Annotated in this window: 22 protein-coding genes and 1 pseudogene; 5 read left to right on the top strand and 18 right to left on the bottom strand. The window is 64.4% G+C overall.

The genetic code is table 11. The features are described from left to right. Window positions 1-3: 3 nt before the first annotated feature. The 13 genes from BLS48_RS17085 to BLS48_RS17025 form a co-directional block, all read right to left on the bottom strand. Window positions 4-1,080: a hemolysin family protein gene (locus BLS48_RS17085; RefSeq protein ID WP_091579554.1), complete on the bottom strand. Its 1,077-nt coding sequence runs from the start codon at window positions 1,078-1,080 to the stop codon at window positions 4-6. A 28-nt stretch (window positions 1,081-1,108) separates the two neighbouring features. After that, on the bottom strand, window positions 1,109-1,615 hold the full coding sequence (gene ybeY / locus BLS48_RS17080) for an rRNA maturation RNase YbeY (protein WP_091579552.1): 507 nt from the start codon (window positions 1,613-1,615) through the stop codon (window positions 1,109-1,111). Window positions 1,616-1,632: 17 nt separating this feature from the next. Continuing rightward, window positions 1,633-2,625 (bottom strand): PhoH family protein, encoded by a 993-nt coding sequence (locus BLS48_RS17075; protein ID WP_019863063.1) that lies wholly within the window; start codon window positions 2,623-2,625, stop codon window positions 1,633-1,635. A gap of 83 nt (window positions 2,626-2,708) precedes the next feature. Next, the gene (miaB, locus tag BLS48_RS17070) at window positions 2,709-4,067 is read right to left on the bottom strand and encodes a tRNA (N6-isopentenyl adenosine(37)-C2)-methylthiotransferase MiaB (RefSeq protein WP_244529693.1); all 1,359 of its coding nucleotides are present in this window, start codon (window positions 4,065-4,067) and stop codon (window positions 2,709-2,711) included. 137 nt (window positions 4,068-4,204) lie between these two features. Continuing rightward, window positions 4,205-5,005, bottom strand: a complete 801-nt coding sequence (gene olsA / locus BLS48_RS17065; RefSeq protein ID WP_091579547.1) for a lyso-ornithine lipid O-acyltransferase — start codon at window positions 5,003-5,005, stop codon at window positions 4,205-4,207. 20 nt (window positions 5,006-5,025) lie between these two features. Further along, window positions 5,026-5,520 carry a ribosomal protein S18-alanine N-acetyltransferase gene (gene rimI, locus BLS48_RS17060; RefSeq protein ID WP_091579544.1) on the bottom strand — a complete coding sequence of 165 codons (495 nt, stop codon included), beginning with the start codon at window positions 5,518-5,520 and terminating at the stop codon, window positions 5,026-5,028. Window positions 5,521-5,581: 61 nt separating this feature from the next. Continuing rightward, complete coding sequence (gene tsaB, locus BLS48_RS17055) at window positions 5,582-6,259, bottom strand: tRNA (adenosine(37)-N6)-threonylcarbamoyltransferase complex dimerization subunit type 1 TsaB (protein WP_091579541.1); 678 nt, start codon at window positions 6,257-6,259, stop codon at window positions 5,582-5,584. Between the two features lie 111 nt (window positions 6,260-6,370). Continuing rightward, on the bottom strand, window positions 6,371-7,477 hold the full coding sequence (locus tag BLS48_RS17050) for a DUF1513 domain-containing protein (protein ID WP_091579539.1): 1,107 nt from the start codon (window positions 7,475-7,477) through the stop codon (window positions 6,371-6,373). 64 nt (window positions 7,478-7,541) lie between these two features. Beyond that, window positions 7,542-8,621, bottom strand: coding sequence for an imelysin family protein (locus tag BLS48_RS17045; protein WP_091579536.1), 1,080 nt, complete (start codon window positions 8,619-8,621; stop codon window positions 7,542-7,544). Further along, window positions 8,621-10,222 (bottom strand): di-heme oxidoreductase family protein, encoded by a 1,602-nt coding sequence (locus tag BLS48_RS17040; RefSeq protein WP_091579533.1) that lies wholly within the window; start codon window positions 10,220-10,222, stop codon window positions 8,621-8,623. The genes BLS48_RS17045 and BLS48_RS17040 overlap by 1 nt, the downstream gene beginning before the upstream one ends. A gap of 12 nt (window positions 10,223-10,234) precedes the next feature. Further along, the gene (gene bfr / locus BLS48_RS17035; protein WP_091579531.1) at window positions 10,235-10,720 is read right to left on the bottom strand and encodes a bacterioferritin; all 486 of its coding nucleotides are present in this window, start codon (window positions 10,718-10,720) and stop codon (window positions 10,235-10,237) included. Next, window positions 10,686-10,997, bottom strand: a complete 312-nt coding sequence (locus tag BLS48_RS17030; protein ID WP_091579528.1) for a (2Fe-2S)-binding protein — start codon at window positions 10,995-10,997, stop codon at window positions 10,686-10,688. The genes bfr and BLS48_RS17030 overlap by 35 nt, the downstream gene beginning before the upstream one ends. 134 nt (window positions 10,998-11,131) lie before the next feature. Then, a complete protein-coding gene (locus BLS48_RS17025) occupies window positions 11,132-12,424 on the bottom strand; it encodes an imelysin family protein (RefSeq protein WP_208604634.1) in 1,293 nt (430 codons plus the stop codon). Between the two features lie 455 nt (window positions 12,425-12,879). Here BLS48_RS17025 and BLS48_RS17020 point away from each other — a divergent pair, with 455 nt between their 5' ends. Continuing rightward, window positions 12,880-14,133, top strand: a complete 1,254-nt coding sequence (locus BLS48_RS17020; protein WP_091579525.1) for an NAD(P)/FAD-dependent oxidoreductase — start codon at window positions 12,880-12,882, stop codon at window positions 14,131-14,133. Window positions 14,134-14,163: 30 nt separating this feature from the next. On the opposite strand, the gene BLS48_RS17015 is transcribed toward BLS48_RS17020, so the two are convergent. Continuing rightward, window positions 14,164-15,441, bottom strand: coding sequence for a 4-aminobutyrate--2-oxoglutarate transaminase (locus BLS48_RS17015; protein WP_091579523.1), 1,278 nt, complete (start codon window positions 15,439-15,441; stop codon window positions 14,164-14,166). 228 nt (window positions 15,442-15,669) lie between these two features. Between BLS48_RS17015 and BLS48_RS17010 the strand changes: the two genes are divergently transcribed. The 3 genes from BLS48_RS17010 to BLS48_RS17000 are packed head-to-tail and all read left to right on the top strand — an operon-like array spanning window position 15,670 to window position 21,022. Beyond that, window positions 15,670-16,809: an efflux RND transporter periplasmic adaptor subunit gene (locus tag BLS48_RS17010; protein ID WP_091579520.1), complete on the top strand. Its 1,140-nt coding sequence runs from the start codon at window positions 15,670-15,672 to the stop codon at window positions 16,807-16,809. Continuing rightward, window positions 16,806-17,888, top strand: a complete 1,083-nt coding sequence (locus tag BLS48_RS17005) for an efflux RND transporter periplasmic adaptor subunit (protein ID WP_091579518.1) — start codon at window positions 16,806-16,808, stop codon at window positions 17,886-17,888. The genes BLS48_RS17010 and BLS48_RS17005 overlap by 4 nt, the downstream gene beginning before the upstream one ends. After that, on the top strand, window positions 17,885-21,022 hold the full coding sequence (locus BLS48_RS17000; RefSeq protein WP_244529638.1) for an efflux RND transporter permease subunit: 3,138 nt from the start codon (window positions 17,885-17,887) through the stop codon (window positions 21,020-21,022). The genes BLS48_RS17005 and BLS48_RS17000 overlap by 4 nt, the downstream gene beginning before the upstream one ends. On the opposite strand, the gene BLS48_RS16995 is transcribed toward BLS48_RS17000, so the two are convergent. From BLS48_RS16995 to BLS48_RS16980, 4 genes and pseudogenes are all read right to left on the bottom strand, one after another. After that, complete coding sequence (locus BLS48_RS16995; protein WP_091580037.1) at window positions 20,971-21,720, bottom strand: ABC transporter ATP-binding protein; 750 nt, start codon at window positions 21,718-21,720, stop codon at window positions 20,971-20,973. The two genes, BLS48_RS17000 and BLS48_RS16995, sit on opposite strands and share 52 nt — an antisense overlap. After that, window positions 21,717-22,565: an ABC transporter ATP-binding protein gene (locus BLS48_RS16990; RefSeq protein WP_091579515.1), complete on the bottom strand. Its 849-nt coding sequence runs from the start codon at window positions 22,563-22,565 to the stop codon at window positions 21,717-21,719. The genes BLS48_RS16995 and BLS48_RS16990 overlap by 4 nt, the downstream gene beginning before the upstream one ends. Continuing rightward, window positions 22,562-23,482, bottom strand: coding sequence for a nickel transporter permease (gene nikC / locus BLS48_RS16985; RefSeq protein ID WP_091579511.1), 921 nt, complete (start codon window positions 23,480-23,482; stop codon window positions 22,562-22,564). Before nikC ends, BLS48_RS16990 begins: the two co-directional genes overlap by 4 nt. Then, window positions 23,479-24,240, bottom strand: a pseudogene (locus BLS48_RS16980) (ABC transporter permease); the annotation flags it as partial. The gene nikC and the pseudogene BLS48_RS16980, both read right to left, overlap by 4 nt. Window positions 24,241-24,290: 50 nt before the next feature. Here BLS48_RS16980 and BLS48_RS35955 point away from each other — a divergent pair. Continuing rightward, window positions 24,291-24,556 (top strand): helix-turn-helix domain-containing protein (locus tag BLS48_RS35955; RefSeq protein ID WP_208604631.1); only part of this gene is annotated, 266 nt, incomplete at its 3' end.

The following is a 24,556-nucleotide window of genomic DNA, read 5'->3' as shown; positions in this document are numbered from 1 at the left end:
GGCTCACGCTCGCTCGGCGCGGGCGGTGGCGCGCCGGCGGCGTTCAGCCTTCTGGATTTGCACGATGCGCACACGCTTGACGCGGCGCGGATCTGCATCGAGCACGTGGAACTCGAAACCGGGAATGGCTTGCACCACCTCGCCCCGGGCCGGAACGCGGCCAAGCGTGTTGAAGATCATGCCGCCGATGGTGTCGACATATTCGCCGTGTTCGCCGGCGGCGAAATCTCCACCGATCATCTTGGCGACATCGTCGATCTCGGCCTTGCCGTCGACGATGAACACGCCGTCACCGCTCTGGGTGATCATCGGCTCGTCGTCGTCATGCTCGTCCTCGATGTCGCCGACGACCATCTCGACGATGTCTTCCAGCGAGACGAGGCCATCGGTGCCGCCATATTCGTCGATCACCAGCGCCATCTGCGTGCGCGTCGTCTGCATGCGGCCCATCAGGTCGGAGGCAAGCATCGACGGCGGCACGAACAGCACCGGGCGGATCAGGTTGAGGTCGCCAATGGTGCGCGCGAGGTCGACCTGCGCGAGATCGAGAACCGTGGCGGCAGGGGTTTTCCTGCTCGTGCGGCCCTTCTTGACCCGCGCGATCTTGGTGATGTGGGCCAGCACGTCGCGAATATGGACCATGCCGCGCGGGTCGTCGAGGGTCTCGGAATAGACCGGCATGCGGGAATGGCCGGATTGCTCGAAGGTGCCCAGGAGATCGCCGAGCGTCGTCGTGATCTCGACCGCCTCGATGTCGGCGCGCGGCACCATGACATCCTCGACGCGCACTTCGCGCAGCCGCAGGATGTTGTTGAGCATGGCGCGTTCACCGGGCGAGAAGGCGCCGGCATCGCTCGTCGTTTCGGCAAGCGCGCCGGCGATTTCCTCACGCAGGCTGGTGCCATTGCGTTGCCGGAACAAGCCCAAAACGCGTTCGAACAGGGAGGGACCGGCAGGCGAAGAGTCGCTGGCAGCGCTGCCGGTAACGGTACTCGGACTTGATCCCTCTTCCGAAGTATCGGAAGCCTTGGTAGCACTGCCGGCGTCGGGGCGGGCGGCAGTCTCTGGTTTGTCGTTCATCGTCGTCCGGTCAATTGGTCTTTTCTAGTTACGCGTAGGGATCGGGAATGGCAAGCCTCGCGAGCGCAGCGCGTTCGATGGCCTCCATCTCCTCGGCCTCGGCGTCGGTCTCGTGATCATAGCCCAGGAGATGCAGCAGGCCATGGATGACGAGATGGGAGATATGGTTCTGCAAGGGCTTCTCTTCCAGTGCCGCTTCGCGCGCGACCGTTTCAGCGGCCAGCACGATATCGCCCAGCATCGGCGGCAGCGGGCCACCCTTGGGAAACGGAAAAGCCGGAAAAGACAGGACGTTGGTTGGCTTGTCCTTGCCGCGCCAGCCGGCATTGAGCGTGCGTATATGGGCATCGTCGGAAAAAACGACGCTGAGTTCGGAGCGTCCCGCCGCGCCGGTTTCGGCGAAAGCGGCACCGGCAGCCCGTTCGACCAGCCGCAAAAGTCCGGCCTCTTCAGGCCAGTTTCCCGCTTCGACGGCCAAGTCGATGTCGACGGGCAGCGAAATCTCCCCCTCGACCGGTTTTATGTCCTCAGGCATGAAGCCGCATCGTCAAATCAATTCTCGGCGCCGAGGCCGCGCGCCAGCTTGGCGTCCCGGTCGTACGCCCTGACGATTTCCGCCACCAGCGGATGGCGAACCACGTCGACATCGTTGAAGCGCACGGTCACCGCGCCCGCCACGCCGTCGAGCACACGCAAGGCTTCGACCAGGCCGGATTTGGTGCTTGGGGGAAGGTCGATCTGGGTTGGATCGCCGGTAACGATCATGCGCGAGTTCTCGCCCAGACGCGTCAGGAACATCTTCATCTGCATCGGCGTGGTGTTCTGCGCTTCGTCGAGAATGACCGCGGCATGCGCCAGCGTGCGGCCGCGCATAAAGGCGAGCGGTGCGATCTCGATCACCTCGGCGGCAATGGCCCGCTCGACCTTGTCGGCCGGCATCATGTCGTAGAGCGCGTCATAGAGCGGACGCAGGTAGGGATCGACCTTCTCCTTCATGTCACCCGGCAGGAAGCCCAGCCGCTCACCGGCCTCGACCGCTGGCCGCGAGAGAATGATGCGTTCGACCATGCCGCGTTCGAGCAGCATCGCCGCATGCGCCACCGCCAGATAGGTCTTGCCGGTGCCCGCCGGACCGATGCCGAACACGAGTTCCGACCGCTCCAGTGCCCGCATATAGGCGTCCTGGTTCAGCGAGCGGGCATAGATGGTCTTCTTGCGGGTGGCGATCTGGGCGGCGGAGACCTTGCCCTTGCGCTCCAGCGTCGGCAGAGTCAGCTGATCATCGGCGGCGACCGCCATGCGCACGGCGCCGTCGACGTCGGACTGACCGATATCGACGCCCTTCTGCAGAATGCCGTAGAGATTATCCAGGGCGCGGCGCGCCTGCTCGGCGGCCGAAGCGGACCCCTTGATGGTCAGCTGGTTGCCGCGCGAGCGAATGTCGACGCCGAGCTTCTGCTCGAGCCTGGCGAGATTTTCGTCGAACTGACCGTAAAGGGCGCTAGCAAGCTTGTTGTTGTCGAAAGTCAGAACGATGTGCGCCATGTCAGAAGCCCCAGATGCCGGTACCGGGGGCAGGTTCTTCAGCTCTGCTGCGCTCAACCGTCTCTCCTCATCTGCCGAGACCCTCAGGCCAATTCGGCGAACAGGCTGTTGTAGCCCGTCTTCGTGATTCGCACCTGGATAATGTCACCGATTTCGCCGGCCTTTTCATCAACAATAACCGGCTGCAGCCAAGGCGAGCGACCAACCTTCTGGCCGGCCTGGCGGCCGGGCTTCTCGATCAGCGTGTCGATGGTGCTGCCGACGAGGCTCGAGCCAAAGTCCTGCTGCTGTTTCACGAGCAGTGCCTGCAGCCGCTGCAGGCGCTCATCCTTGATGGTTTCCGGCACGTGATCGGCCATCTCGGCGCCCGGCGTGCCGGGGCGCGGCGAATATTTGAACGAAAAGGCCGAGGCGTAATTGACCTCGCGCACCAGTTCCATGGTCGCCTCGAAATCCGCTTCGGTCTCGCCGGGGAAACCGACGATGAAGTCGCCGGAAAGCGCGATATCCGGCCGGGCGGCACGGATGCGGTCGAGCAGCGCCAGATAGTCCTTCGCCGTATGCCGGCGATTCATCACCTTGAGGATGCCGTCGGAGCCCGATTGCACCGGCAGATGCAAATAAGGCATCAACGCCGGCAGATCGCGGTGGGCGGCGATCAGTTCGTCATCCATGTCGCGCGGGTGGCTGGTGGTGTAGCGCAAGCGCGCCAGCCCGGGTATTTCGGCGAGCCTGAACAGCAGCCGGCCAAGGCCCCATTCCTCGCCATTTTCGCCCTGTCCATGCCAGGCATTGACGTTCTGGCCGAGCAGCGTCACCTCGCGCACGCCGGCTTCCGCCAGACGCTGCGCCTCCGCGACGATCTGCGCCACCGGCCGCGACACTTCGGAGCCCCTGGTATAAGGCACGACGCAGAAGGTGCAGAACTTGTCGCAGCCTTCCTGCACGGTGAGGAATGCAGTGACGCCGCGCTTGATGACCTCGGCGCGCTTCGGCTGGGGCAGATGCTCGAACTTGTCCTCGATGGCGTAGTCGGTTTCGACGATCTTTTCGCCGCCGCGCACCCGCGCCAATACGTCGGGCAACCGGTGATAGGTCTGCGGGCCGATGACCAGATCGACGGCCGGCGAACGGCGGATGATCTCGGCCCCTTCGGCTTGCGCCACGCAGCCGGCGACGCCGACCAGCATTTCGCGCCCGGTGCCGGCGCGTTCTGCCTTCATCTCGCGAATACGGCCAAGCTCGGAATAGACCTTTTCGGCCGCTTTCTCCCTGATGTGGCAGGTGTTAAGCAGCACCAGATCGGCCTCGCCGATGGTGTCGGTCGCGGTATAGCCGTCGGCGGCCAGCGCATCGGTCATGCGCTGCGAATCATAGACGTTCATCTGGCAGCCATAGGTCTTGATGAAGACCTTCCTGGTCGCTCCAGCCGGCGCGGCCATCCCTTCGGCGGTGGCGTCGATGTCGTCACGCTCTATCGTGTTCAAGTCCATCCGGCGGCTTCTAACGCCTTTCCGTGACAAAAAACAGACGATTCTCCGCTGCCACCGTCATGCTTGCCGGCGGACGCGCAGCCCGGCTAACGGCTGGGGCGAGGATCGGCAAGCGCCGCGTGCATCATCTCGCGCACCTTGCTTTCCATCAGCTTCGACGTTTCCTTGCGGTTCGAGCCCTTGGAAAAGGCGATCGGCTCGCCGAAATGCACCTCGACATCGAGGGCGCCCTCCGCCAGCAGCACCCTGAGATGCGGCATCAGGTCCTCATCGCCGATCCAGGCGGCAAGCGGCCGGTGCCGGCGGCCGAGCGGCACGCCATGCAGGCGCGTGTAAGCGATCGCCACCGGCTGGATGAACACCTGCTCCGCCGCGCCTTCGGAAATCGCCATCGAGGCGGCGCCAAACAGCGTGCTCTTGAAGGGCAGGACGACGTTGCCGTCGCCGGTCGAACCCTCGGCGAACAGCACCATGGCGTCGCCCTTGGCCATGCGGCTGGCGATCTCGCTCGCCTGGTCGCCCGACGAGCGCTTGCGCTCGCGCTCGATGAAGACGGTGCGCTGCAGCTTCGACAGCATGCCGATCAGCGGCCAGCCTTCCATATCCGCCCTGGCGATGAACTTCACATCGACCATGGAGCCGAGCACCATGATATCGGTCCAGGAGACGTGGTTGGCGGCCACCAGCAACGGGCGCTTGGTCGAAAGCGTGCCGTGGACATGGACGTGCATGCCGAGCGCCCTGATGATCAGCCTGTGCCAGATCTTCAGGATGAACGTTTCCGGCCACCAGCCGGTCTTCATCGACAGGATCTGCAGCGGCACGAGTATCAGCGAACCGGCGACAACGAGGCCCAGCGCCAGGAAAATCCTGATTTTCTTGATCATCGCCCTATCCCGGCCTCTGGCTAGCGAAGATCGCGGCGCATGACAAGCGCACCGGTCGGGCCGCGCTCGGGCGACTTGTAGTAATTCGGACGCTTGCCGACCTCGCGGAAGCCCAGCCGCCGATAGAGCGCGATCGCGGCGACATTGGTCTCGTCGACTTCGAGGAAGAGCGCTTCGGCGCGCTGCGCGTGCAGTTCGCGCAGCACTGCATCCATCAACTGCCAGCCAAGCCCCTGCCGGCGATGGGACCGCGCCACCGCGACGGTCAGGATCTCGCCTTCGCCGGCGGCCAGCCTGGCCAGCACGAAGCCGACCGGCGGCTTGGAGCCCTGCCCGGTTTCGCGCGCGGCATAGCCGAACACGGTATCCTGTTCGAGCAAGGCGGCGAATTCGCCGTCGGTCCACGGGCGGACAAAGTCCTCGCGGTGCAGCAGCGAGACCGCCGGGCTGTCGGCGATCTTCAGCGGCTCGAGCGCATAGTCCCGACGACGCGGCTGGAGAAAAGGTATGCGCATTAACTTCCGTCTTCTTGTTTGACCATGATCTTCTCCGAAAACCGGCTTCCACTTTTCGGGATCATGGTCCGAGCCTCGACAATATGAACCCGGCCTGCGGCTTGGCGTCCGCGCCGCGTAGATAGAGCGGTTTCGGCCTTTCGCCCTCCCCCTTGGCGGTAGCCAGCCGAGCGTATGTGAGAATATCGGCGGTAGCCGTCCGAGGGCCGATATCGAAGGCGCGCCCGGCCGATGCGGCAATCTGCGCTGCCGCAGTGCCGGCAAGCACCGACGAGCTTTCCGTCGCCATGGTGACGGCATCCGCCAAGGTGGTCACCGCCGGACCGTAAGTCAAAACCGACATTTCATCGTAAAGGGCGGCATGGATTTCCTCGCGCCCGGCATCGAGCGCCGCCAGCACGGCGCGACCGGGAAATGTCACGGCTGCTTCAGCCGCCAGTGCCTCGAGCGTTGTCACCCCGATCGCCGGAATCTTCAACGCCAGCGCCAGACCGCGCGCGGTCGAGACGCCGACACGCAGACCGGTGAAGGAACCGGGGCCGACAGAGACGGCAATGGCGCCAAGACCGGAATAGTTGGTAGCGGCTGCTTTGAGCGCTTCAGCGATGACGGCCATCAAGTGCTCGGCATGGCCCTTGCCGAGATCGAGCACCGAGCGGCCGAGTTCCTGCTTCGCCTCCGCGTCATAGACGCAAGCGGCGCAGAGATTGGCGGCACAGTCGATGGCGAGCACTTTCATGAAACGACCGGTTCGAGAAACCGTTTCCCTGTGCCCGCCACGGCGCGCCACCGCAAGGGGATAGTGCATAATTTGTTAAGCGGCTTCGCTTCGGCCTGGCCGGAAAAGCATCTACGCGACTGGCTCGATACGCAGCATATGGTTGTCCCAGACATAGTCTGGCTCGGAGCGTGTCGCACCACTGCCCGCGACGATCTCGCCAGTGCCGGTCGTCGCCATGAAGCCGGTTCCGTCGGGCGCCACGCCGCAGACCTCGACCAGTGCGCTGGTCGAGACGACCTTGCCGCTCGCCACATCGATCACGGCAAGCGAATTGCCCTCCGGCGACGAGACGGCGACGGTGCCGGCAACCGGATTGACGGCGACGGAGCCGATATAGTTGCGGAAGCCGGTCAGCACGTCCCGCGGCATGTCGAGCAACTGCAAATCCTTGCCGCGCGCGGCGCGGCCAACCAACAGTGGACGATCGGTGCCCGGTCCCCTGTACTGGCAACCGAACCAGACGGTGCCGGTCTGGTCCGTGTCCATGTGGCGGATCGACAGCTGGTGTAGTGCTGCCGGCAATTCGTGCTTTTCGACAAGGTCGCCGGTGACGCGGTCGATGAGCACATAGGACGGCTTCATGGTCGCGATGTTGAGTTCGGCGCGGCCGTAGTCCGGGTGGGTCTCGATGCCGCCATTGGCGACGGCAATCGTGCTGCCGTCCCCCATGAGCAGAAGCTCGTGCGGCCCCATTCCATAGGTCGGGAACTCGCCTATACGGTTGAATTTCGCGCGTGCATCATAGACGCCGACAACGCCGGCGGCGCTGTCGAAGTCATTCTCGGTGGCGTAAAGCAGCGTCCCGTCGGTCGAGAACACGCCATGGCCGAAGAAATGCCGGCCGGTGATGCTGGCGATGGTCAGCGGCGCGTCGCGCCCGGTGTGATCGAAAACGACCGCGAAGGTACCGGGCTGGCGAGCAAAGACCACCGAACGCTTCGACACCGGATCGAAAGTGACGTCGTGGCCGCGATCGGGCAGATCGATCGCATGCAGGACCTTGCCGGCCTCGGACAGCACGGCAGCGCCATAACTGCCATCGCGCTTGACGAAAGCGGTGGCGAAGACGGCGTCGGCGGCAAGTGTCTTCGCCCATGCCGACGGCGCCATTGCGGCCATGAAGCCTGCCCCGGCGGCCCTGAGGAAATCACGGCGATCCATGAGTGGCGTTTTCAAGGATCAGTCTCGCTTCTTGAGCATGATCTTTCCGAAAACCGGCTTCCACTTTTCGGGATCATGCTCAGTCCCCATCCAGCGACGAAAAGCCGGCGGTCAGGCCGAATTCGGCGGTCAGCCTGGTGCCGAACAGGGTCGACAGGCTGGAGGTGATCAGCGCGAAATGGTCGAGTTTGTCACGCAGCGCCGGATCGGCGAGTGCCTTGTCGATTGGACCTTTGACGGCCTTGGCGGTGGCAACGCCGTTGACCAGCTGGATCTGGATCGATTCCGCCATCCAGCGCGCATCGGGCGGCAATGCGTCGCCAAGCTTCGAAGCCTGGAACAGCGTATCGATGCCGGCGAGGTTTCCAGCCAGTGAATTGGTGGTGTTTTGCGAGCGCCAGTAGATCGCCTGTTTCGGCTTGTCCGCATCCGGCCTGCCGCCGAAAAAGCCTTTCAGGCGGACATCGCGGACCATTTCCAGCTCATTGATGAAGACGCCGACCAGTTCCGTCACCGCCTCGTTGCCGTCGCGGTATAGTGGGTTCCGCGGCCCCGGATTGGCCCAAAGGGCGGCAAATCCGTCCGGCTTGTTCCAGGCATCGCTGACGTCGCCGGCCATGGTTTCGATGTTGCCGGCAAGCGCAGCGCCATAGGCGCAGCGATAGGAACCGCCTTTGCCGGTCAGCGCATCGGCGCCGTCGCCATAAAGGACGAACTCCAGCGCGCCCAACCCTTGTATGGCAACGCTCTTGCCGGCCAGTTGAGCGGGATCGGTGGCGGTCTGATCCTTGTCCGCCAAGGCAACCTGCACCTGTTTCAGGCCGATGCCCTTGCGGTCCGGCCAGAACAGCATGCGTTCCAGCCTGTTGTTCTCCTTGATCGGCCCGAAGCCGATGATTTCGGCTGACGACCAGGCATCGACCGTGGCTGAAAATTCGGCACGTGCCACATCAAGCTCCCCTTGCGAGGGCGTGGTGCAGAGCTTGCGCACGGATCCGGTCAAGGTTTCCGCATGCTGGTGCAGGCTGGCATAGGCCGGGCGGACAAACCCATCGATCGCTCGCTGGATGATGTCGGAGGCTTTCACCGCCGCTGACGCCGGGAAGACGCCCAGCAGAGCCAGAGGCAGAACGAGAACCAGTGCGGAACGCTTGAGCATCAGAGTGACTCCAGGAATTTGACCAGGGCATCGCGGTCAGTGGCGCTGGCGGCGGCAAAACGGTCACGCGCCTTCTGCGCCTCGCCGCCGTGCCACAAGATCGCCTCGGCCAAGGTGCGCGCGCGTCCATCATGCAGAAAGAAAGAGTTGCCGTTGACCGTTTCAGTGAGGCCGATGCCCCACAGCGGTGGCGTGCGCCACTCATTGCCCGTCGCTTCCCCAACGGCCTGGCCATCGGCCAGACCAGGCCCCATGTCGTGCAGCAGGAAATCGGAATAGGGCCAGATCAGCTGGAACGCCTGCGCCTTGTTGGGCGTGTCGCGACGGGTGACGAATTTCGGCGTGTGGCAGGCAATGCAGCCAATCTCGTAGAAGACCTTCTTGCCGGCCAGCACTCGCCTTGTGTCGAGGCCGCGGCGTGCCGGCACGGCCAGGTTCTGCGAATAGAAGGTCACGAGATCCATCACCGGCGGCGGTGCCTCGACCGGGCCGAGGCGCCCCTGCACGCCGTTCGGCATGGCGAGACATTCTGGCTGAGCGGCGGTGCAATCCCCCCAATGTTTCGGCATTTCGGGCGTCGAGATGCCGATATCGCCGGCAAAGGCATCCGCCGCCTGCTGTCGGATCGAAGCGGTTTGCGCCTTCCAGCCGAAACGGCCAAGCGTCGGCTCGCCGCCCTGGCCGTCGCGCACGATGTTCGGCCTGCCGGAAATGCCGTCACCGTTGCGGTCGTCCGGGTCGGCGTTGGCGAGGATGTCCGCCGGCGCAATCTGTTCGATCAGGCCAAGGCCGATCATCGGCGGGGTCAGGCGCGGCGACAGCGTGGTGCGCGGATCAAGCGGCCCATAGGCAAGATCGGCGACCGAATAGGTGGGTTTACGCAGCGAAACCACGCTGTCGTCCGCCAGCGTCACCTTCCGTTCCTGATAGGCGACATGCATCCTGCCTTCACCACGCAGGCCGGGCACGGCCAGTTCCTGCAACTGCGCGCCATAGACCGGGTCGGGGAAATTGAGCACCTTGTGGTCGGCAAGCGCGGCTTTCTCCTGCGCGCTGCTCGCCTCGCGCGCCAGTCGCAGGAACATCGACGTGGTGCCGGCGTCGCCTTCCGGCGGATGGCCGCGGCCATCCTTCAGATGGCAGTTCTGGCAGGCGCGTTCGTTGAACAGCGGACCAAGGCCGTCCGATGCCTGCGTCGAGGATGGCGACGACACCCAGTTCTTGCGGAAAAGGGCGTTGCCGAACTTGAAGGTGCCCTCTTCCTCGAAGGTGATGTTGGCCGAGGATTGCGAGAAGGAATCGCGGCTGGAGTCCTTCCGCGACGTCCCGGCGCCACCCTGCATCAGCTCGAATTGCTCGGGTTTGGAAAAGTCAGTGGTCGGCCTGATGATGGCGGTGACGCGCGCCTGATCCTTCGCATCGAGGTCGGTGCGCGTGGTGGCGAGGCCGGGAGGCTGAGGGTCGCCGGCCATCGCGGAAGAGGTGAACGCCACCACGAAGATGACGCAGCGCCTGCCGGCCAACCTGGCTGGTGTCTTCTGACGGAGCGGCGAGCCTTCGGCCCGCCGCAAGCGGCGCACGAATTCTAGCAGGCGCCGCATTCCAACATGCCCTTAATGCGCCTCGTCCGCCGATGCGGCGTTGAGCTGGCCGTATTTTTCCTCGCCGATCGAGGCAAGCAGGTCGAGTTGCGTCTCGAGGAAGTCGATGTGACTCTCCTCGTCAGCCAGCAATTCCTCGAACAGTTTCATCGTCACGTAATCGCCGGCTTCCTCGCTGATCTCGCGCGACCGCTTGTATGCGGTGCGCGCGTCATACTCGCCGGCGAGATCGGATTCGAGCACTTCCTTCACATTCTGCCCGATGCGCAGCGGCGCCACGGACTGCAGGTTCGGGTGGCCTTCGAGGAAGATGATGCGGGCCACGAGCCGGTCGGCATGGTGCATCTCCTCGATCGATTCCGCGCGTTCCTTTTTCGCCAACTTGGCATATCCCCAGTCTTCAAGCAGACGGAAATGCACCCAGTATTGATTGACGGCACCGAGTTCCAGAAACAGAGCCTCATTAAGCCGCTCGATGATCTGCTTTTCGCCTTTCATGGGTTCTGCTCCCGTATTGGACGCGCAGGCCTCTGACGCGATCCAGGTGTGAGACGACATCCACGCCGCTCGCCTCCGAGCGGGCGTGGTAATTTTCGGTGACCCGAATGATGGTTTCGACCACATTTGGAAAGCAGCCGCAACAACGACCGCGCTTCTGCATGGCGTGATAGACCTTGGCCGGCACGATCAGTTGCCAGGGGTCCTGATCCAGCAGCCCGATGATCGTCTGCTCGATCTCCTTCTCGGTGATGATGTTGCAATGGCAGATCAGCATTACGTTGCTCTGGCTGACGGCGCTCCGGCACCGTTTGGCTGGTATTTCCTGGTCGGGCGTGACCTTTTCCGAAAACCGGCTTCCACTTCTTCGCTTACGCGGATCTCCGGTTCCGGGTCATGCCATGACGGCTCTTACTTGAACACCTTGTCCGGCGCGTCGAGACTGTCGGAGCCTTCGAAGGCAATGTCGTTCAGCTTCAGCGAGCCGACAGCGCGTTCGATCGACTTGGTCTGGTCGACCAGTGCGTCGATCGCTGCCTGCACGGTGGCGTTGCCTTGCGTATTGCCCTCGGCGATCTGCTGGTCATAGGCCTCGCCGGCCAGTGCCCGCGCCTTGATCGCCTCCATCCTGGCGACGCTGACATCGAGCTTGTCCGACAGCTCCTTGTCGATCGCCGGATCGGCCGCCTTCACCATATCCGACACCGAAGGACCCGAAACAACGGTGCCGTCGAGCCTGGTGTAGCTGGCATGATAGGCGGCGCGAATGCCGATGGCGTCGTAGAGATGCGAGTTGTAGGTGTTGTCGGAAAAGCAGTCATGCTCCTCTTCCGGATCATGCAGCAGCAGACCAAGCTTCATGCGCTCGCCGGCCAGTTCGCCATAGGACAGCGAGCCCATGCCGGTGAAGATGATCGAGATGGCGGTGTTCGGTTCGCCATCGACGAGGTTCTTGCGCGCGGCGCCGTCTTCCTTCCAGTCGTTGACCATCTTCTGCAGGTCGGAAACCAGAAGGTCACTCGCCGACTTCAGGTACTGGGCGCGGCGGTCGCAATTGCCGCCGGTGCAGTTTTTGAGATCGTAGTCGGTATAAGGGCGTTCGCCGGCCCCCGGATTGGTGCCGTGCAGGTCCTGGCCCCAGAGCAGGAACTCGATGGCGTGATAGCCGGTGGCGACGTTGGCTTCGATGCCGCCGGCTTCCTGGAGCGTGCCGGAGAGGAATTCCGGCGTCAGATTCGAGGCGTCGACCTTCTTGCCGTTGATCTCGATCTCCTTGTTGGCGATCACATTGGCCGTATAGAGCGAATTCGCGTCCGACTCGGTGCCGTAGCTCCTGGCGACATAGTCGATCAGGCCTTCGTCCAGCGGCCAGGAATTCACCTCGCTTTCCCAGTCGTCGACGATCTTGTTGCCGAACCGGTAGACTTCGGTCTGCTGGTAGGGAACGCGGGCCGCCTTCCAGGCTTCGCGAGCCGTATTGAGCGTTTCGACCGAGGGTTTGGCGAGCAGCGCGTCGACCGCCTTGTCGAGCGCCTGCGCCGTGGTCAGCGAGTCCTCATATTTGGCGAGCCCAATATCGGCATAGGTCTTGATGACCGCCTTCACGTCGGTTTCCGCCTTGGCCGGCAGTACGAACACCGCCGCCGTCAGCAGTGCCGTGGCGCCGATCGCTGCAAGCCTGCCGCCATACCGTGCCGTGATCATCGCTCTCATGACTGCTATCTCCTCGAAATTCAGTGAAAAGCCGGCGCCAATGGCGCGGCAACGGACGGCCCACGCCAGGGCATGCGCATGCAACCGGAAGGGATAGGGACCACGCGACGGCGCGGCTGGCGTAGAAAGACACCGAAATGCCTCCAATCGAAAGGGTTCAAGGCCCAGACATCAAAGGGATGCGCTTGATGCGCTAGCCCTCCATAAAGCGTCGGCGCCGCTGGAAGTCAACTGGCGAAAGTGATAAAATTCAATTGAAACAATAGTTTAGAACTATTCTAAACTACAACTGTCAACTTTATCCGCTTCTGCGTCAGTCGCGCCGTGGAACCACATGATTGACAGACGCCATTCCGGGTGCGACCCGAACGCATGCTCTCGCGGCGGTGTCAGGCAGATGCCATCTGGCGAGACGTCCTAGAATCTGTCGAGGAATTTGGGCTGCGATGAAGAACGGTGTGGTCATTGTCGGTGCTGGTCATGCGGGCGTGCAAGCGGCCGCGAGCCTGCGCGAGGAAGGATATGACGGGCCACTGATCCTCGTCAGTGACGAGAACGAACTGCCCTATCACAAGCCGCCGCTGTCCAAGACCTTCATCAAGGATGCTGAGGCGAAACCGCAGCCCTTGCGCGGCGAAGCCTTCTACAGCGGCGGCGCGATCGACTATCGGCCGGGCGTCAAGGTCGACCGGATCGATGTCGGCGGGCGGCTCCTGGAGCTTGCCGGCGGCGGCGCGCTTGCCTTCGACCACCTGATCCTGGCGACCGGCTCGCGGCCACGCACCCTGCCGCTGCCCGGCTCCGATCTGTCCGGCGTGGTGTCGTTGCGCTCGCTCGCCGATGCGCGGCTGATCCGCGACCTCAGCGCGCGGAGCGACGAGGTCGTCATCCTCGGTGGCGGCTTCATCGGGCTGGAGATCGCCGCCACGCTCAGGGCAGCCGGACGGACGGTGACGGTTGTCGAAGCGGTCGACCGGCTGCTCGGCCGCGCCGTGGCGCCGGTCGTGGCGAGCCATGTCCGGCGACGGCTGGAAGCGATCGGCGTGCGCATCCTCACCGGCACCAGCGTTGCAAGACTGGAGGGCGAAAATGGTCATGTCACGGCCGCGGTCACCTCGTCAGGTGAAAGGCTGCCCGCACGCATGGTCATTGTCGGCATCGGCGCCGTGCCGAACGTCGAACTGGCTGAGGCCGCCGGCCTCGCCATCGCCAACGGCATTCGTGTCGATCATCAGATGCGCACCTCGGCGCCGGAAATCCTGGCGATCGGCGACGCCGCTTCCTACCGGCACTGGTTCACCGGCGGCGACGTGCGCCTGGAATCGGTGCAGAACGCCACCGACCAGGCGCGGCTTGCCGCACGCACGATCACCGGCCACGCGGACGCCTATTCGGCGGTGCCGTGGTTCTGGTCCGACATTGGCGACATGAAGCTGCAGATGGTCGGCCTGACCGCTGGCGGCGACAGCCACGTCGTGCTGGGCGACCTGCCCGACAACAGGTTCTCTATCTACCACTATGCCGGCGACCGGCTGCTCGGCATCGAATCGGTCAACCGCCCCGGCGACCACATGCTTGGCCGCAAGATGCTCGGCGCCGGCTTCTCGCCGACGCCGCAGACCGTCGCTGCCGGCCCCGAGGGCCTGAAAGCGGCGCTGGCCGCTTTCCTTGAGAAGGAGCCGGCCAGAGCGACGGGATAATCCCGCCCCTCCAGACCGGCACATTCCAAATCAGGCGGCGCAGACTTCGCGGATCGAGCTTTCCAGAATGTCGAGCGCCTCGTTCATGACGCTATCCTGGATGGTGATCGGGGCGAGGAAGCGGATGACGTTGCCGTAGACGCCGCAGGTCAACAGGATCAGGCCCTTGTCGAGCGCCTTCAGCCTGACCGCGTTGGCGATCTCGGCCGACGGCAGGCCCTTCTTGACGTCGTTGAACTCGACCGCGTTCATGAAGCCCGGGCCTCTGATATCGACGATTTCAGGCACCTCGTCGCGGATCGACTGCAGCCGCTGCTTCAATCGCCCGCCCAGCGTGTTGGCCCGGTCACAGAGCTTCTCTTCCTCGATCACATCGAGCACTGCATGGGCGGCGGCGACACCGATCGGGCTGCCGCCATAGGTGCCACCGAGCCCGCCGGGGCCGGGCGCATCCATGATTTCGGCGCGGCCGGTGACTGCGGCGAGCGGGAAACCGCCGGCCAGGCTCTTGGCCATGGTGGTGATGTCGGCCGCCACGTCGTGATGGTCCATCGCGAACATCTTGCCGGTGCGGGCAAAGCCGGTCTGCACCTCGTCGGCGATCAAGAGCATGCCGTGCTGGTCGCAGAGCTTGCGCAGCGCCACCATGAAATCGCGCGGCACTTCATAGAACCCGCCCTCGCCCTGCACCGGCTCGACGATGATGGCGGCAACGCGGGCCGGATCGACATCGGCCTTGAACAGGCGGTCGAGCGCGGCCAGCGAATCGGCAACCGATACACCATGCAGCGCCACCGGGAACGGCGCATGATAGACGTCGCCCGGCATGGCGCCGAAGCCGACCTTGTAAGGAACGACCTTGCCGGTCAGCGCCATGCCCATGAAGGTGCGGCCGTGGAAGCCGCCGGCGAAGGCGATGACCGCCGGGCGCCCGGTGGCGTTGCGGGCGATCTTGATGGAGTTCTCGACCGCCTCGGCACCGGTGGTGACGAAGATCGTCTTCTTCTCGAACTTGCCGGGCAGCATGGCGTTCAGCCGTTCGGCCAGCCGCACATAGCTCTCATAGGGTACCACCTGGTGGCAGGTGTGGGTGAAGCGGTCGAGCTGTGCCTTGACCGCCTCGATCACCTTGGGGTGGCGGTGTCCGGTATTGACAACGGCGATGCCCGACGAGAAGTCGATATAGCGGCGACCCTCGACATCCCAGATCTCCGAGTTTTCAGCCCGGTCTGCGTAAATCTGCGTGGTCATGCCGACGCCGCGTGAGATCGACTGGTTCTTGCGTTCGGAAATGGCTGAATTCTTCATGATATCCCTCATCGGGCTGGCGCCCGTTCTCGTTTGATCACCGTCTTCTGACCTTATTTCACGTTTTCCTCAAGTCGGCACCACCGGCGGTCGATTGGGCCTGCGGCTCCGACATGCCCTTAACCAGTCTGGCGATACGCATGCGAGACCGGTTTTCTTTTTCCGAGGATCGATTATCCTCCCGATTGTCCGCGAGGTATCGCGATCGGCCCGCGGCTGAGGGAGCCCATGAGCAGGAACGCGACATCGTCCGTCTCGCCGCCATCGGTCAAAGTTTCCAGCCTTTTGTCTTTTCCAGCCGCCTCGGCAATTTTTGCCTGCACGGCGGCGATGCTGCTGACCGGCTGCCAGAAGCAGGAGGCGGCGGCAAAAAAGCTGCCGGTGATGGTGCGCACGGAGACGGTGGCGATCGCCAACTTTGCGCCGCGGACCTCGCTGACCGGGGTGATCGCCGCGCGCACGCTGAACAATCTGTCGTTCCGGGTCGGCGGCCGCGTCGCCGAGCGGCTTGTCGATGTCGGCCAGCATGTCGATCAAGGTACCGTGCTCGCCCGCATCGATCCACAGGAGCAGGAGTCCGATCTGCGCTCGGCGCAGGCCGACCTCGACGCCGCGCAGGCGCAGTTGACCCAGTCCGCTGCCGCCTTCGAGCGGCAGAAGACACTTCTGGCCCAGGGTTTCACCACCAGGCGCGACTATGACGCGGCCGACCAGGCGCTGAAGGTGGCGCAAGGCAGCGTCGATGCAGCGCAGAGCGCGTTCGCCAACGCCCAGCAGAACCTGTCCTTCACCGAACTCAAGGCAGGCGCCGCGGGCGTGATCACCGCCCGCCAGGTCGAAGCGGGGCAGGTGGTGCAAGCAGCGCAAACCGTCTTCACCGTCGCCGAGGACGGCGACCGCGATGCGGTGTTCAACGTCCAGGAAACTCTGGTCGCCAGGTCGCCGGCCGCTCCGGCGGTGACGATCACGCTGCTGTCCGACCCCCAGGTCAAGGCGACGGGCAAGGTCCGCGAAATCTCGCCGGTGGTCGATCCGGCTTCGGGTTCGATCCGGGTTAAGGTCAGCATTCCCGACACGCCCGCCGGCATGCCGCTGGGGGCGGCGGTCATCGGCTCGGTCAGCGCCAAGCCGACGAAGGCTGTCCTGCTGCCCTGGCAGGCGCTGACGTCGAGCGCCGGCAATCCGGCGGTGTGGGTGGTCGACCCCGCGACCAAGGCGGTGACCACGACGCCGGTCGAGGTGCTGGCTTTCGAATCGGGCACGGTCGTGATCGCCAAGGGGCTGGACGAAGGCCAAAGCATCGTTACATCAGGCGGACAGTTGCTCAGCCCTGGACAGACGGTCGAGATATCGGGAGCGGGCCAATGAACCGGCTGCCGCGCATCCTGCTTGGCCTGTTTGCGCTCGGCGCGCTCGCCGGCTGCTCGAAGTCGGATGAAAAGCCGCCGCCGGAGATCGTCCGGCCGGTGCTGTCGGTCGTGGTCGAACCGCGCACCACCCAGACCTTCGGCTTCGCCGGCTCGGTCGAGCCACAGTACACTGCAGACTTGGCCTTCCGCCTGCTTGGCCGGGTCGTCTCGCGCGACGTCAAGGTCGGCGACATCGTCAGCAAGGGCACGACGATCGCCGCGCTCGACCCGACCGCGCTGGAGCTGGCCGTCCAGGCGGCCATGGCCGAACTTTCCAATGCCGAGGCACAGTTCGCCAACGCCGCCGCCAGCGAGGAACGCCAACGCCAGCTGCTTGCCGCCGCCAACACCTCGCAGGCCGTCTTCGATGCCGCACAACAGGCGCGCAAGGCAGCCGAGGCCGGTGTCGAGCGGGCCAAGGCCGCGCTTGCCAAGTCGCGGGAGCAGCTTGGCTATGCCAGACTGTTCTCGGATTTCGACGGCGTCGTCACCGCTACCGGCGCCGAGGTCGGGCAGACGGTCTCGGCGGGCCAGACTGTCGTCACTGTGGCACGCTCCGATCTTCGCGAAGCGGTGGTCGATATTCCCGACCAGTTGACCGGTGATCTCGTCGCCGGCACGCCGTTCCAGGTCATCCTGCAATCGCTGCCGACGATCGAGACCCAGGCCAAGCTGCGCGAGATAGCACCACAGGCCGAGGGCTCGACCCGCACCCGCCGCGTCCGGCTGACGCTGACGGATTCGCCGCCGGCCTTCCGGCTCGGCTCGACGGTGACCGCGACGCGCATGACCAAGGTGGCGCCGACGATCGAACTGCCGCTGTCGGCGCTGCTCGAAAAGGACGGTTCCGACAGAGTGTGGATCGTCGATCCGCAGACATCGAGCGTCAGCGCGCACGAGATCAAGGTTGCCGCCAAGGGCGCCGCCACCTTTACCGTCGCCGAAGGACTGGAGGCCGGCATGCGCGTCGTCACCGCCGGCGTACATAGCCTGGCCGAGGGACAAAAAGTCAGGATTCTCGAAGGAGGGGCCACGTGAAAGGCTTCAACCTCTCCGACTGGGCGCTCAGCCATCGTTCCATGGTCTGGTATTTCATGCTGGTCTTCGTCGTCGCCGGCGTGTTCTCCTACCTCAATCTCGGCCGCGAGGAAGACCCCAACTTCACCATCAAGACGATGATCATCCAGGCCAACTGGCCGGGCGCGTCGGTCAAGGAGACCCTGCAGCAGGTGACCGACCGCATCGAGAAGAAGCTCGAGGAGCTCGACAGCCTCGACTTCACCAAGTCCGTCACCACCGCCGGCCAGACCGTCATCTTCGTCAACCTGAAGGACACCACCAAGGCGCGCGATGTTGTGCCGAACTGGATTCAGGTGCGCAACATGGTCAACGATATCAAGGGGCAGTTTCCGCAAGGCGTGCAGGGACCGTTCTTCAACGACCGCTTCGGCGATGTCTACGGCAACATCTACGCCTTCACGTCGGACGGGCTGACGCCGCGCCAGTTGCGCGACTATGTCGAGGATGTACGCACAAAAATCCTGACCGTGCCCAATGCCGGCAAGGTCGATCTCGTCGGCGCGCAGGACGAGGCGATCTATCTCGAATTCTCGACCCGCCAGATCGCAGCCCTTGGCCTCAATCAGCAGGCGATCGTGGCCAGCCTGCAGGCGCAGAACGCGATAACGCCGTCGGGCGTCATCCAGTCGGGGCCGGAGCGCATCAGCGTGCGGGTCGGCGGCCAGTTCACCTCGGAGGACAGCCTGCGCGCCATCAATCTGCGCGTCAATGACCGCTTCTTCCGGCTGAGCGACGTGGCGACGATTTCCCGCGGCTATGTCGATCCGCCGACGGCGCTGTTCCGCTTCAACGGCGAGGATGCGATCGGGCTGGCCATAGGTATGAAGCCCAACGCCAACCTGCTGCAATTCGGCGAGGCCCTGCATGAGGAGATGAACAAGGTGTTGGCCGACCTGCCGATCGGCGTCGGCGTGCATCTGGTCGCCGACCAGCCTGTGATCGTCGAGGAGGCCGTCTCCGGCTTCACGCGCGCTCTGTTCGAGGCGGTCGCCATCGTGCTCGCGGTGTCGTTCATCAGCCTCGGCATGCGCGCCGGCTTCGTGGTGGCGCTGTCGATCCCGCTGGTGCTGGCCATCACCTTCACGGTCATGGCCTATCTCGGCATCTCGCTGCAGCGCATTTCGCTCGGCGCGCTGATCATCGCGCTCGGCCTTCTGGTCGACGACGCCATGATCGCGGTCGAGATGATGGTGGCGCGGCTGGAGGTCGGCGACAATCTGCGCAAGGCGGCGACCTATGTCTACACCTCGACCGCCTTCCCGATGCTGACCGGCACGCTGGTGACGGTCGCCGGCTTCATTCCGATCGGCCTCAACAACAGCGCCGCCGGCGAATACACCTTCACGCTGTTCGTCGTCATCGCGGTATCGCTCTTGGTGTCATGGATCGTCGCGGTGCTGTTCGCGCCGCTGCTCGGCGTCACCATCCTGCCGGCGACCATGAAGCAGCAACATCACGACCAGCCTGGCCGTTTCACATCGCTGTTCCGGCGTGTCCTGGTCGGCTCCGTGCGCCATCACTGGCTGACCATCATCGCCACGGTGCTGTTGTTTGCCGCCTCGATCGCCGGCTTCGGCCTTGTCCAGCAGCAGTTTTTCCCGCCCTCCGACCGGCCGGAGCTGATCGTCGACTGGAACCTGCCGCAGAACTCATCGATCGCCGAGACCCGCGACCAGATGGAACGCTTCGAGCAGCGGGCGCTGGTCGGCAATCCCGACATCGACCATTTCAGCTCCTATATCGGCCAGGGCGCGGTGCGCTTCGTGCTTGCCTATGACGTGCAGCCGGCCAATCCTTATTTCGGCCAGACCGTGATCGTCACCAAGAGCATCGAGGCGCGCAACCGGGTCAAGCCGGCGTTGGAAAGGCTGCTGCGCGAGGAGTTCGTCGGCACAGACGCCTTCGTCAAGCCGCTCGAATTGGGGCCGCCGGTCGGGCGCCCGGTGCAGTACCGCGTCAGCGGCCCCGATATCCAGACGGTGCGGGAGCTGGCACAGCAGTTCTCCGGCGTGATTTCCGCCAATCCGAAGCTTGGCGCGCCGACCTTCGACTGGAACGAGCCGCAGCGTGTGCTGAGGGTCGATGTGCTGCAGGACAAGGCGCGCCAGCTCGGCATCACCTCTTCCGACATTGCCAGCGCACTGAACAGCACGGTCGGCGGCGCCACCATCACCCAGGTGCGCGACGCCACCTACCTGATCAATGTGGTGGCCCGTTCGCGCGAGGCCGAGCGCGGCTCGATCGGAACGCTGCAGAACATGCAGCTGCCGACCGGCACGGGCGAATCCATCCCGCTCGCCGCGGTGGCCAATTTCCGCTACGAGCTCGAACAGCCGACAGTGTGGCGGCGCGATCGCATTCCAACCATCACCGTGCGCGCCGGGCTGGTCGGCGACGTGCTGCCGGCCACCGTGGTCAACGAGCTGAAGCCTTCGGTCGACGCCTTCATCGCCAAGCTGCCGCCGGGTTATTCGATCGCCACCGCCGGCTCAGTCGAGGAAAGCGCCAAGAGCCAGGGCCCGATCGCCGCCGTGGTGCCGCTGATGCTGTTCATCATGGCGACCATCCTCATGATCCAACTGCAGAGCTTCCAGCGCCTGTTCCTCGTCGTTGCGGTGGCGCCGCTCGGCCTGATCGGTGTGGTGGCGGCGCTGGTGCCGAGCGGGGCACCGCTCGGCTTCGTCGCCATCCTCGGCGTGCTGGCGCTGATCGGCATCCTGATCCGCAACTCGGTCATCCTGATCGTGCAGATCGAGGATTTGGTGCGCGAGGGCAAGGACCGCTGGGCGGCCGTCATCGAGGCGACCGAGCACCGCATGCGGCCGATCGCGTTGACGGCGGCGGCCGCGAGTCTCGCGCTGATCCCGATCGCCCGCGAAGTGTTCTGGGGCCCGATGGCCTATGCCATGATGGGCGGCATCATCGCCGGCACGGCGATCACGCTTCTGTTCCTGCCGGCGCTTTATGTCACCTGGTTCAGGATCAAGGAGCCGAAGCCGGGGCAGCACGGTGAACGGAAGGCGGAGCGGCCTGAAGCCGCTCAAGCCGTGCGGACGAAACCCTCGCTGGCCCTAAGCAGATTGCGCGTATAATCCTCTGTCACGCGGTGCGCGACAAGTTGGGCCGCCGTCAGATTCTCAACCGCCTCGCCGCCCTGCATCACCATCAGCCGTTCGCACATATGGGTGACGATGGCGAGGTCGTGGCTGACCATCAGGAAGGTCAGCTTGCGCCGCCGGCGGACTTCTTCCAGCAGGTTGAGCACTTCCGCCTGCACCGAGGCATCGAGCGCCGAGGTCGGCTCGTCGAGCAACAGGATCGAGGGTTCGAGGATGAGCGCCCGCGCGATCGCCACACGCTGGCGCTGGCCACCCGACAGTTGATGCGAGTAGCGGAAGCGGAAACCGCTGCCGAGACCGACCTCATCGAGCGCTCGCTGGATGCGCTTTTCGCCGTCGGCAAAACCATGGATGGCAAGCGGTTCCTGCAGCAGGCGATCGACGGTCTGGCGCGGGTGCAGCGACCCATACGGATCCTGGAAGACCATCTGCACTTCGCGGTAAAAAGCCTTGTCGCGGCGTGGCCCGAGTTTCTTGCCATTGACGGTAATGCTGCCAGAGGCGACCGGCGCGAGGCCGGCGATGGCCCGCAGCAGCGTCGATTTGCCGGAGCCGGATTCGCCGACCAGGCCGAAGGATTCGCCTGACCTGACTTCGAGGCTGACACCTTTCAGCGCGCGAAAACGGTCGAAGATCACTTCCAGCCCGTCGATGGCAATCGCTGCTGTCATGCCGCCCACTCCGGCTTGCGGTCGAGCACCGGCAGCGGATGCCGTTCGAAGCCGATCCTGGGCATGCAGTTGAGCAGGCCGCGCGTGTAGGGGTGCTGGGCCCGCCCGAGTTCCGACGCCTTGAGCTGCTCGACCACCTTACCGGCATACATGACGATGACGCGGTCGCAGAAGGAGGAGACCAGGCGCAGATCGTGCGAGATGAAGATCAGCCCCATGCCGCGCTCGCTGACCAGCCGGTCTAAGATGCCGAGCACGTCGAGCTGCACGGTGACGTCGAGCGCCGAAGTCGGCTCGTCGGCAATCATCATTTCCGGTCCGGCGATCAGCATCATGGCGATCATGGCGCGCTGACCCATGCCTCCTGACACTTCATGCGGATGCAGGTCGAAGACACGGGCGGGGTCGCGGATCTGCACCGCCTCCAGCATGGCCAGCGCGCGGTCGCGCGCCTCGGCCTTGCCGACCTTCTCATGCGTGCGGAGCGTCTCGACGATCTGGCGGCCGATGCTCATCACCGGGTCGAGCGAATATTTCGGATCCTGCAGGATCATGGCGATGCGTTTTCCGCGCAGCGCCCGGCGTTCGCGTGGCGACGCGGCGAGCAGGTCGATGCCGTCGAAGGCGAGCTTGTTTGCCGATATCCGGGCCTGCGGCGGCGTTAGGCCCATGATGGCGCGGCCGGTCTGCGATTTGCCAGAACCGGACTCGCCGACGATGCCGAGCCGTTCGCGACCGAGCGAGAAGGAGACGCCGCGCACCGCCTCGATCAGCCCGGTGCGGGTCGGGAAGGTGACGCGCAGATCGTCGACGTCAAGAAGAGTACCCTTTGACTGCGTGCTCATTGGTCACCACTGCGGGGATCGAGCGCGTCGCGCAGGCCATCGCCGAGCAGGTTGAAGCCAAGGCTGACGATGAGAATGGCGAAGCCCGGCGCGCCGGCCACCCACCACTGGTCGAGCACGAAGCGGCGGCCCGAAGCGATCATGGTGCCCCACTCTGGCAGTGGCGGCTGCGCGCCGAGGCCAAGGAAGCCGAGGCCCGCGGCGGTGAGGATGATGCCGGCCATGTCGAGCGTCACCCTGATGATCAGCGATGAGATGCAGAGCGGCATGATGTGGCGCAGCACAATGCGGAAAGGCGAGGCGCCCATCAGTTGCACGGCCTTGATGTAATCGGAATTGCGCACGGTCAGCGTTTCGGCGCGGGCAATGCGGGCATAGGGCGGCCAGGATGTGATGGCGATGGCAAGCACCGCGTTTTCGATGCCGGGCCCAAGCGCGGCGACGAAGGCGAGCGCCAGGATCAGCTTGGGGAAGGCGAGGAAGATGTCGGTGATGCGCATCAGGATGGCATCGATCCAGCCGCCGGCGTAGCCAGCGACAGTGCCGACCAAAAGGCCGATCGGCGCCGCTATGATGGCGACCAGGATGACCACATAAAGCGTCCAGCGCGAACCATAGAGAATGCGCGAAAGGATATCGCGGCCGAGATCGTCAGTACCGAACCAGTGCTCGGCGCTCGGCGCCAGCAGGCGCGACCCCTTGAGGTCGCCGAATGTCGGCGAATAGGGCGCCAGCACGCCGGCAAGGGCGGCAACGACCAGCAGGGCGATGATGATGAGCAGGCCGAGAAAGGCCAGCCGGTTGGCGGAAAAGCGCCGCCACGCGACATAGGCGCGGCCGAGCCTTGCCTGCATGCGCGACGCCGGCCGCTCGCTGAGCAGCCAGTCGCGACGGCTCTGGATGGTCTCGGCGCTCATCCTGTCTTGGTCCTCGGATCGAGCACGCGGTAGAGCAGGTCGGACAGGAGATTGATGCCGATGAAGACCGAGCCGATGACGATGGTTCCGCCGAGCACGGCATTCATGTCGGCGTTCTGCAGCGAATTGGTGATGTAGAGACCGATGCCAGGCCACGAGAAGACGGTCTCAGTCAGCACCGAACCTTCGAGCAGCCCGGCATAGGACAGCGCGATCACCGTCACCATCGGCACGGCGGCGTTGCGCAGCGCGTGGCCCCAGATGATGCGGGTTTCCGACAGGCCCTTGGCGCGCGCCGCGACGATGTACTCCTGGGTGAGCTCGTTGAGCATGAACGAGCGCGTCATGCGGCTGATGTAGGCGAGCGAGAAATAGCCGAGCAGCGAGGCCGGCAGGATGATGTGGCGGAAGGCATCGTAAAAGACATCCCACTGTCCCTGCATCGCGGAGTCGAGCAGATAGAAGCCGGTGATCGGCGTGAAGGTGTATTCGTAGACGACGTCGAGCCGCGCCGGGAAGGCGACCCATTGCAGCTTGGCGTAGAACAGCACCAGCGCCAGCAGCCCGAGCCAGAAGATCGGCACGGAATAGCCGATCAGGCCAATGATGCGCACGACCTGGTCGATGAGGCTGCCGCGCTTGACCGCGGCCAGCACGCCAAGCGGCACGCCGAACAAAGCACCGATCAATGTTCCCAGCGTCGCCAGTTCCGTCGTTGCCGGAAGGGCGCGGCGAATGTCGGTCATGACCGGGTGGGTTCAATAGGTCGCCGCAACACTCTTAATCTGAGAGGATGAGGAGGTGTTGCATGGTGACGTCACGGATCTGGTTTACGTCAGCGCAGAAGGCCGAGCTTTGGGAGCGATGGAAGCAAGGTCAGAGCATTTCGTCGATCTCGCGGGCACTGGACCGCCGGAACAAGACCGGCGTTCAGCGGATCGTATCCTTACACGGCGGCATTGCTCCGTCAGCAAGGCGTAGAGCGGCCTCGGCGCTCGGGCTGGCGGAGCGCGAAGAAATCTCTCGCGGGATCGCGGCGGGTCTCGCAATCCGCGCTATTGCACGAAGTCTCGG

Origin of the sequence: Mesorhizobium qingshengii (assembly GCF_900103325.1) — a bacterium.
GTDB classification, from domain to species: domain Bacteria; phylum Pseudomonadota; class Alphaproteobacteria; order Rhizobiales; family Rhizobiaceae; genus Mesorhizobium; species Mesorhizobium qingshengii.
The sequence above is the reverse complement of the archived record's forward strand: the minus strand, read 5'-3'. Positions and strand labels throughout refer to the sequence as shown.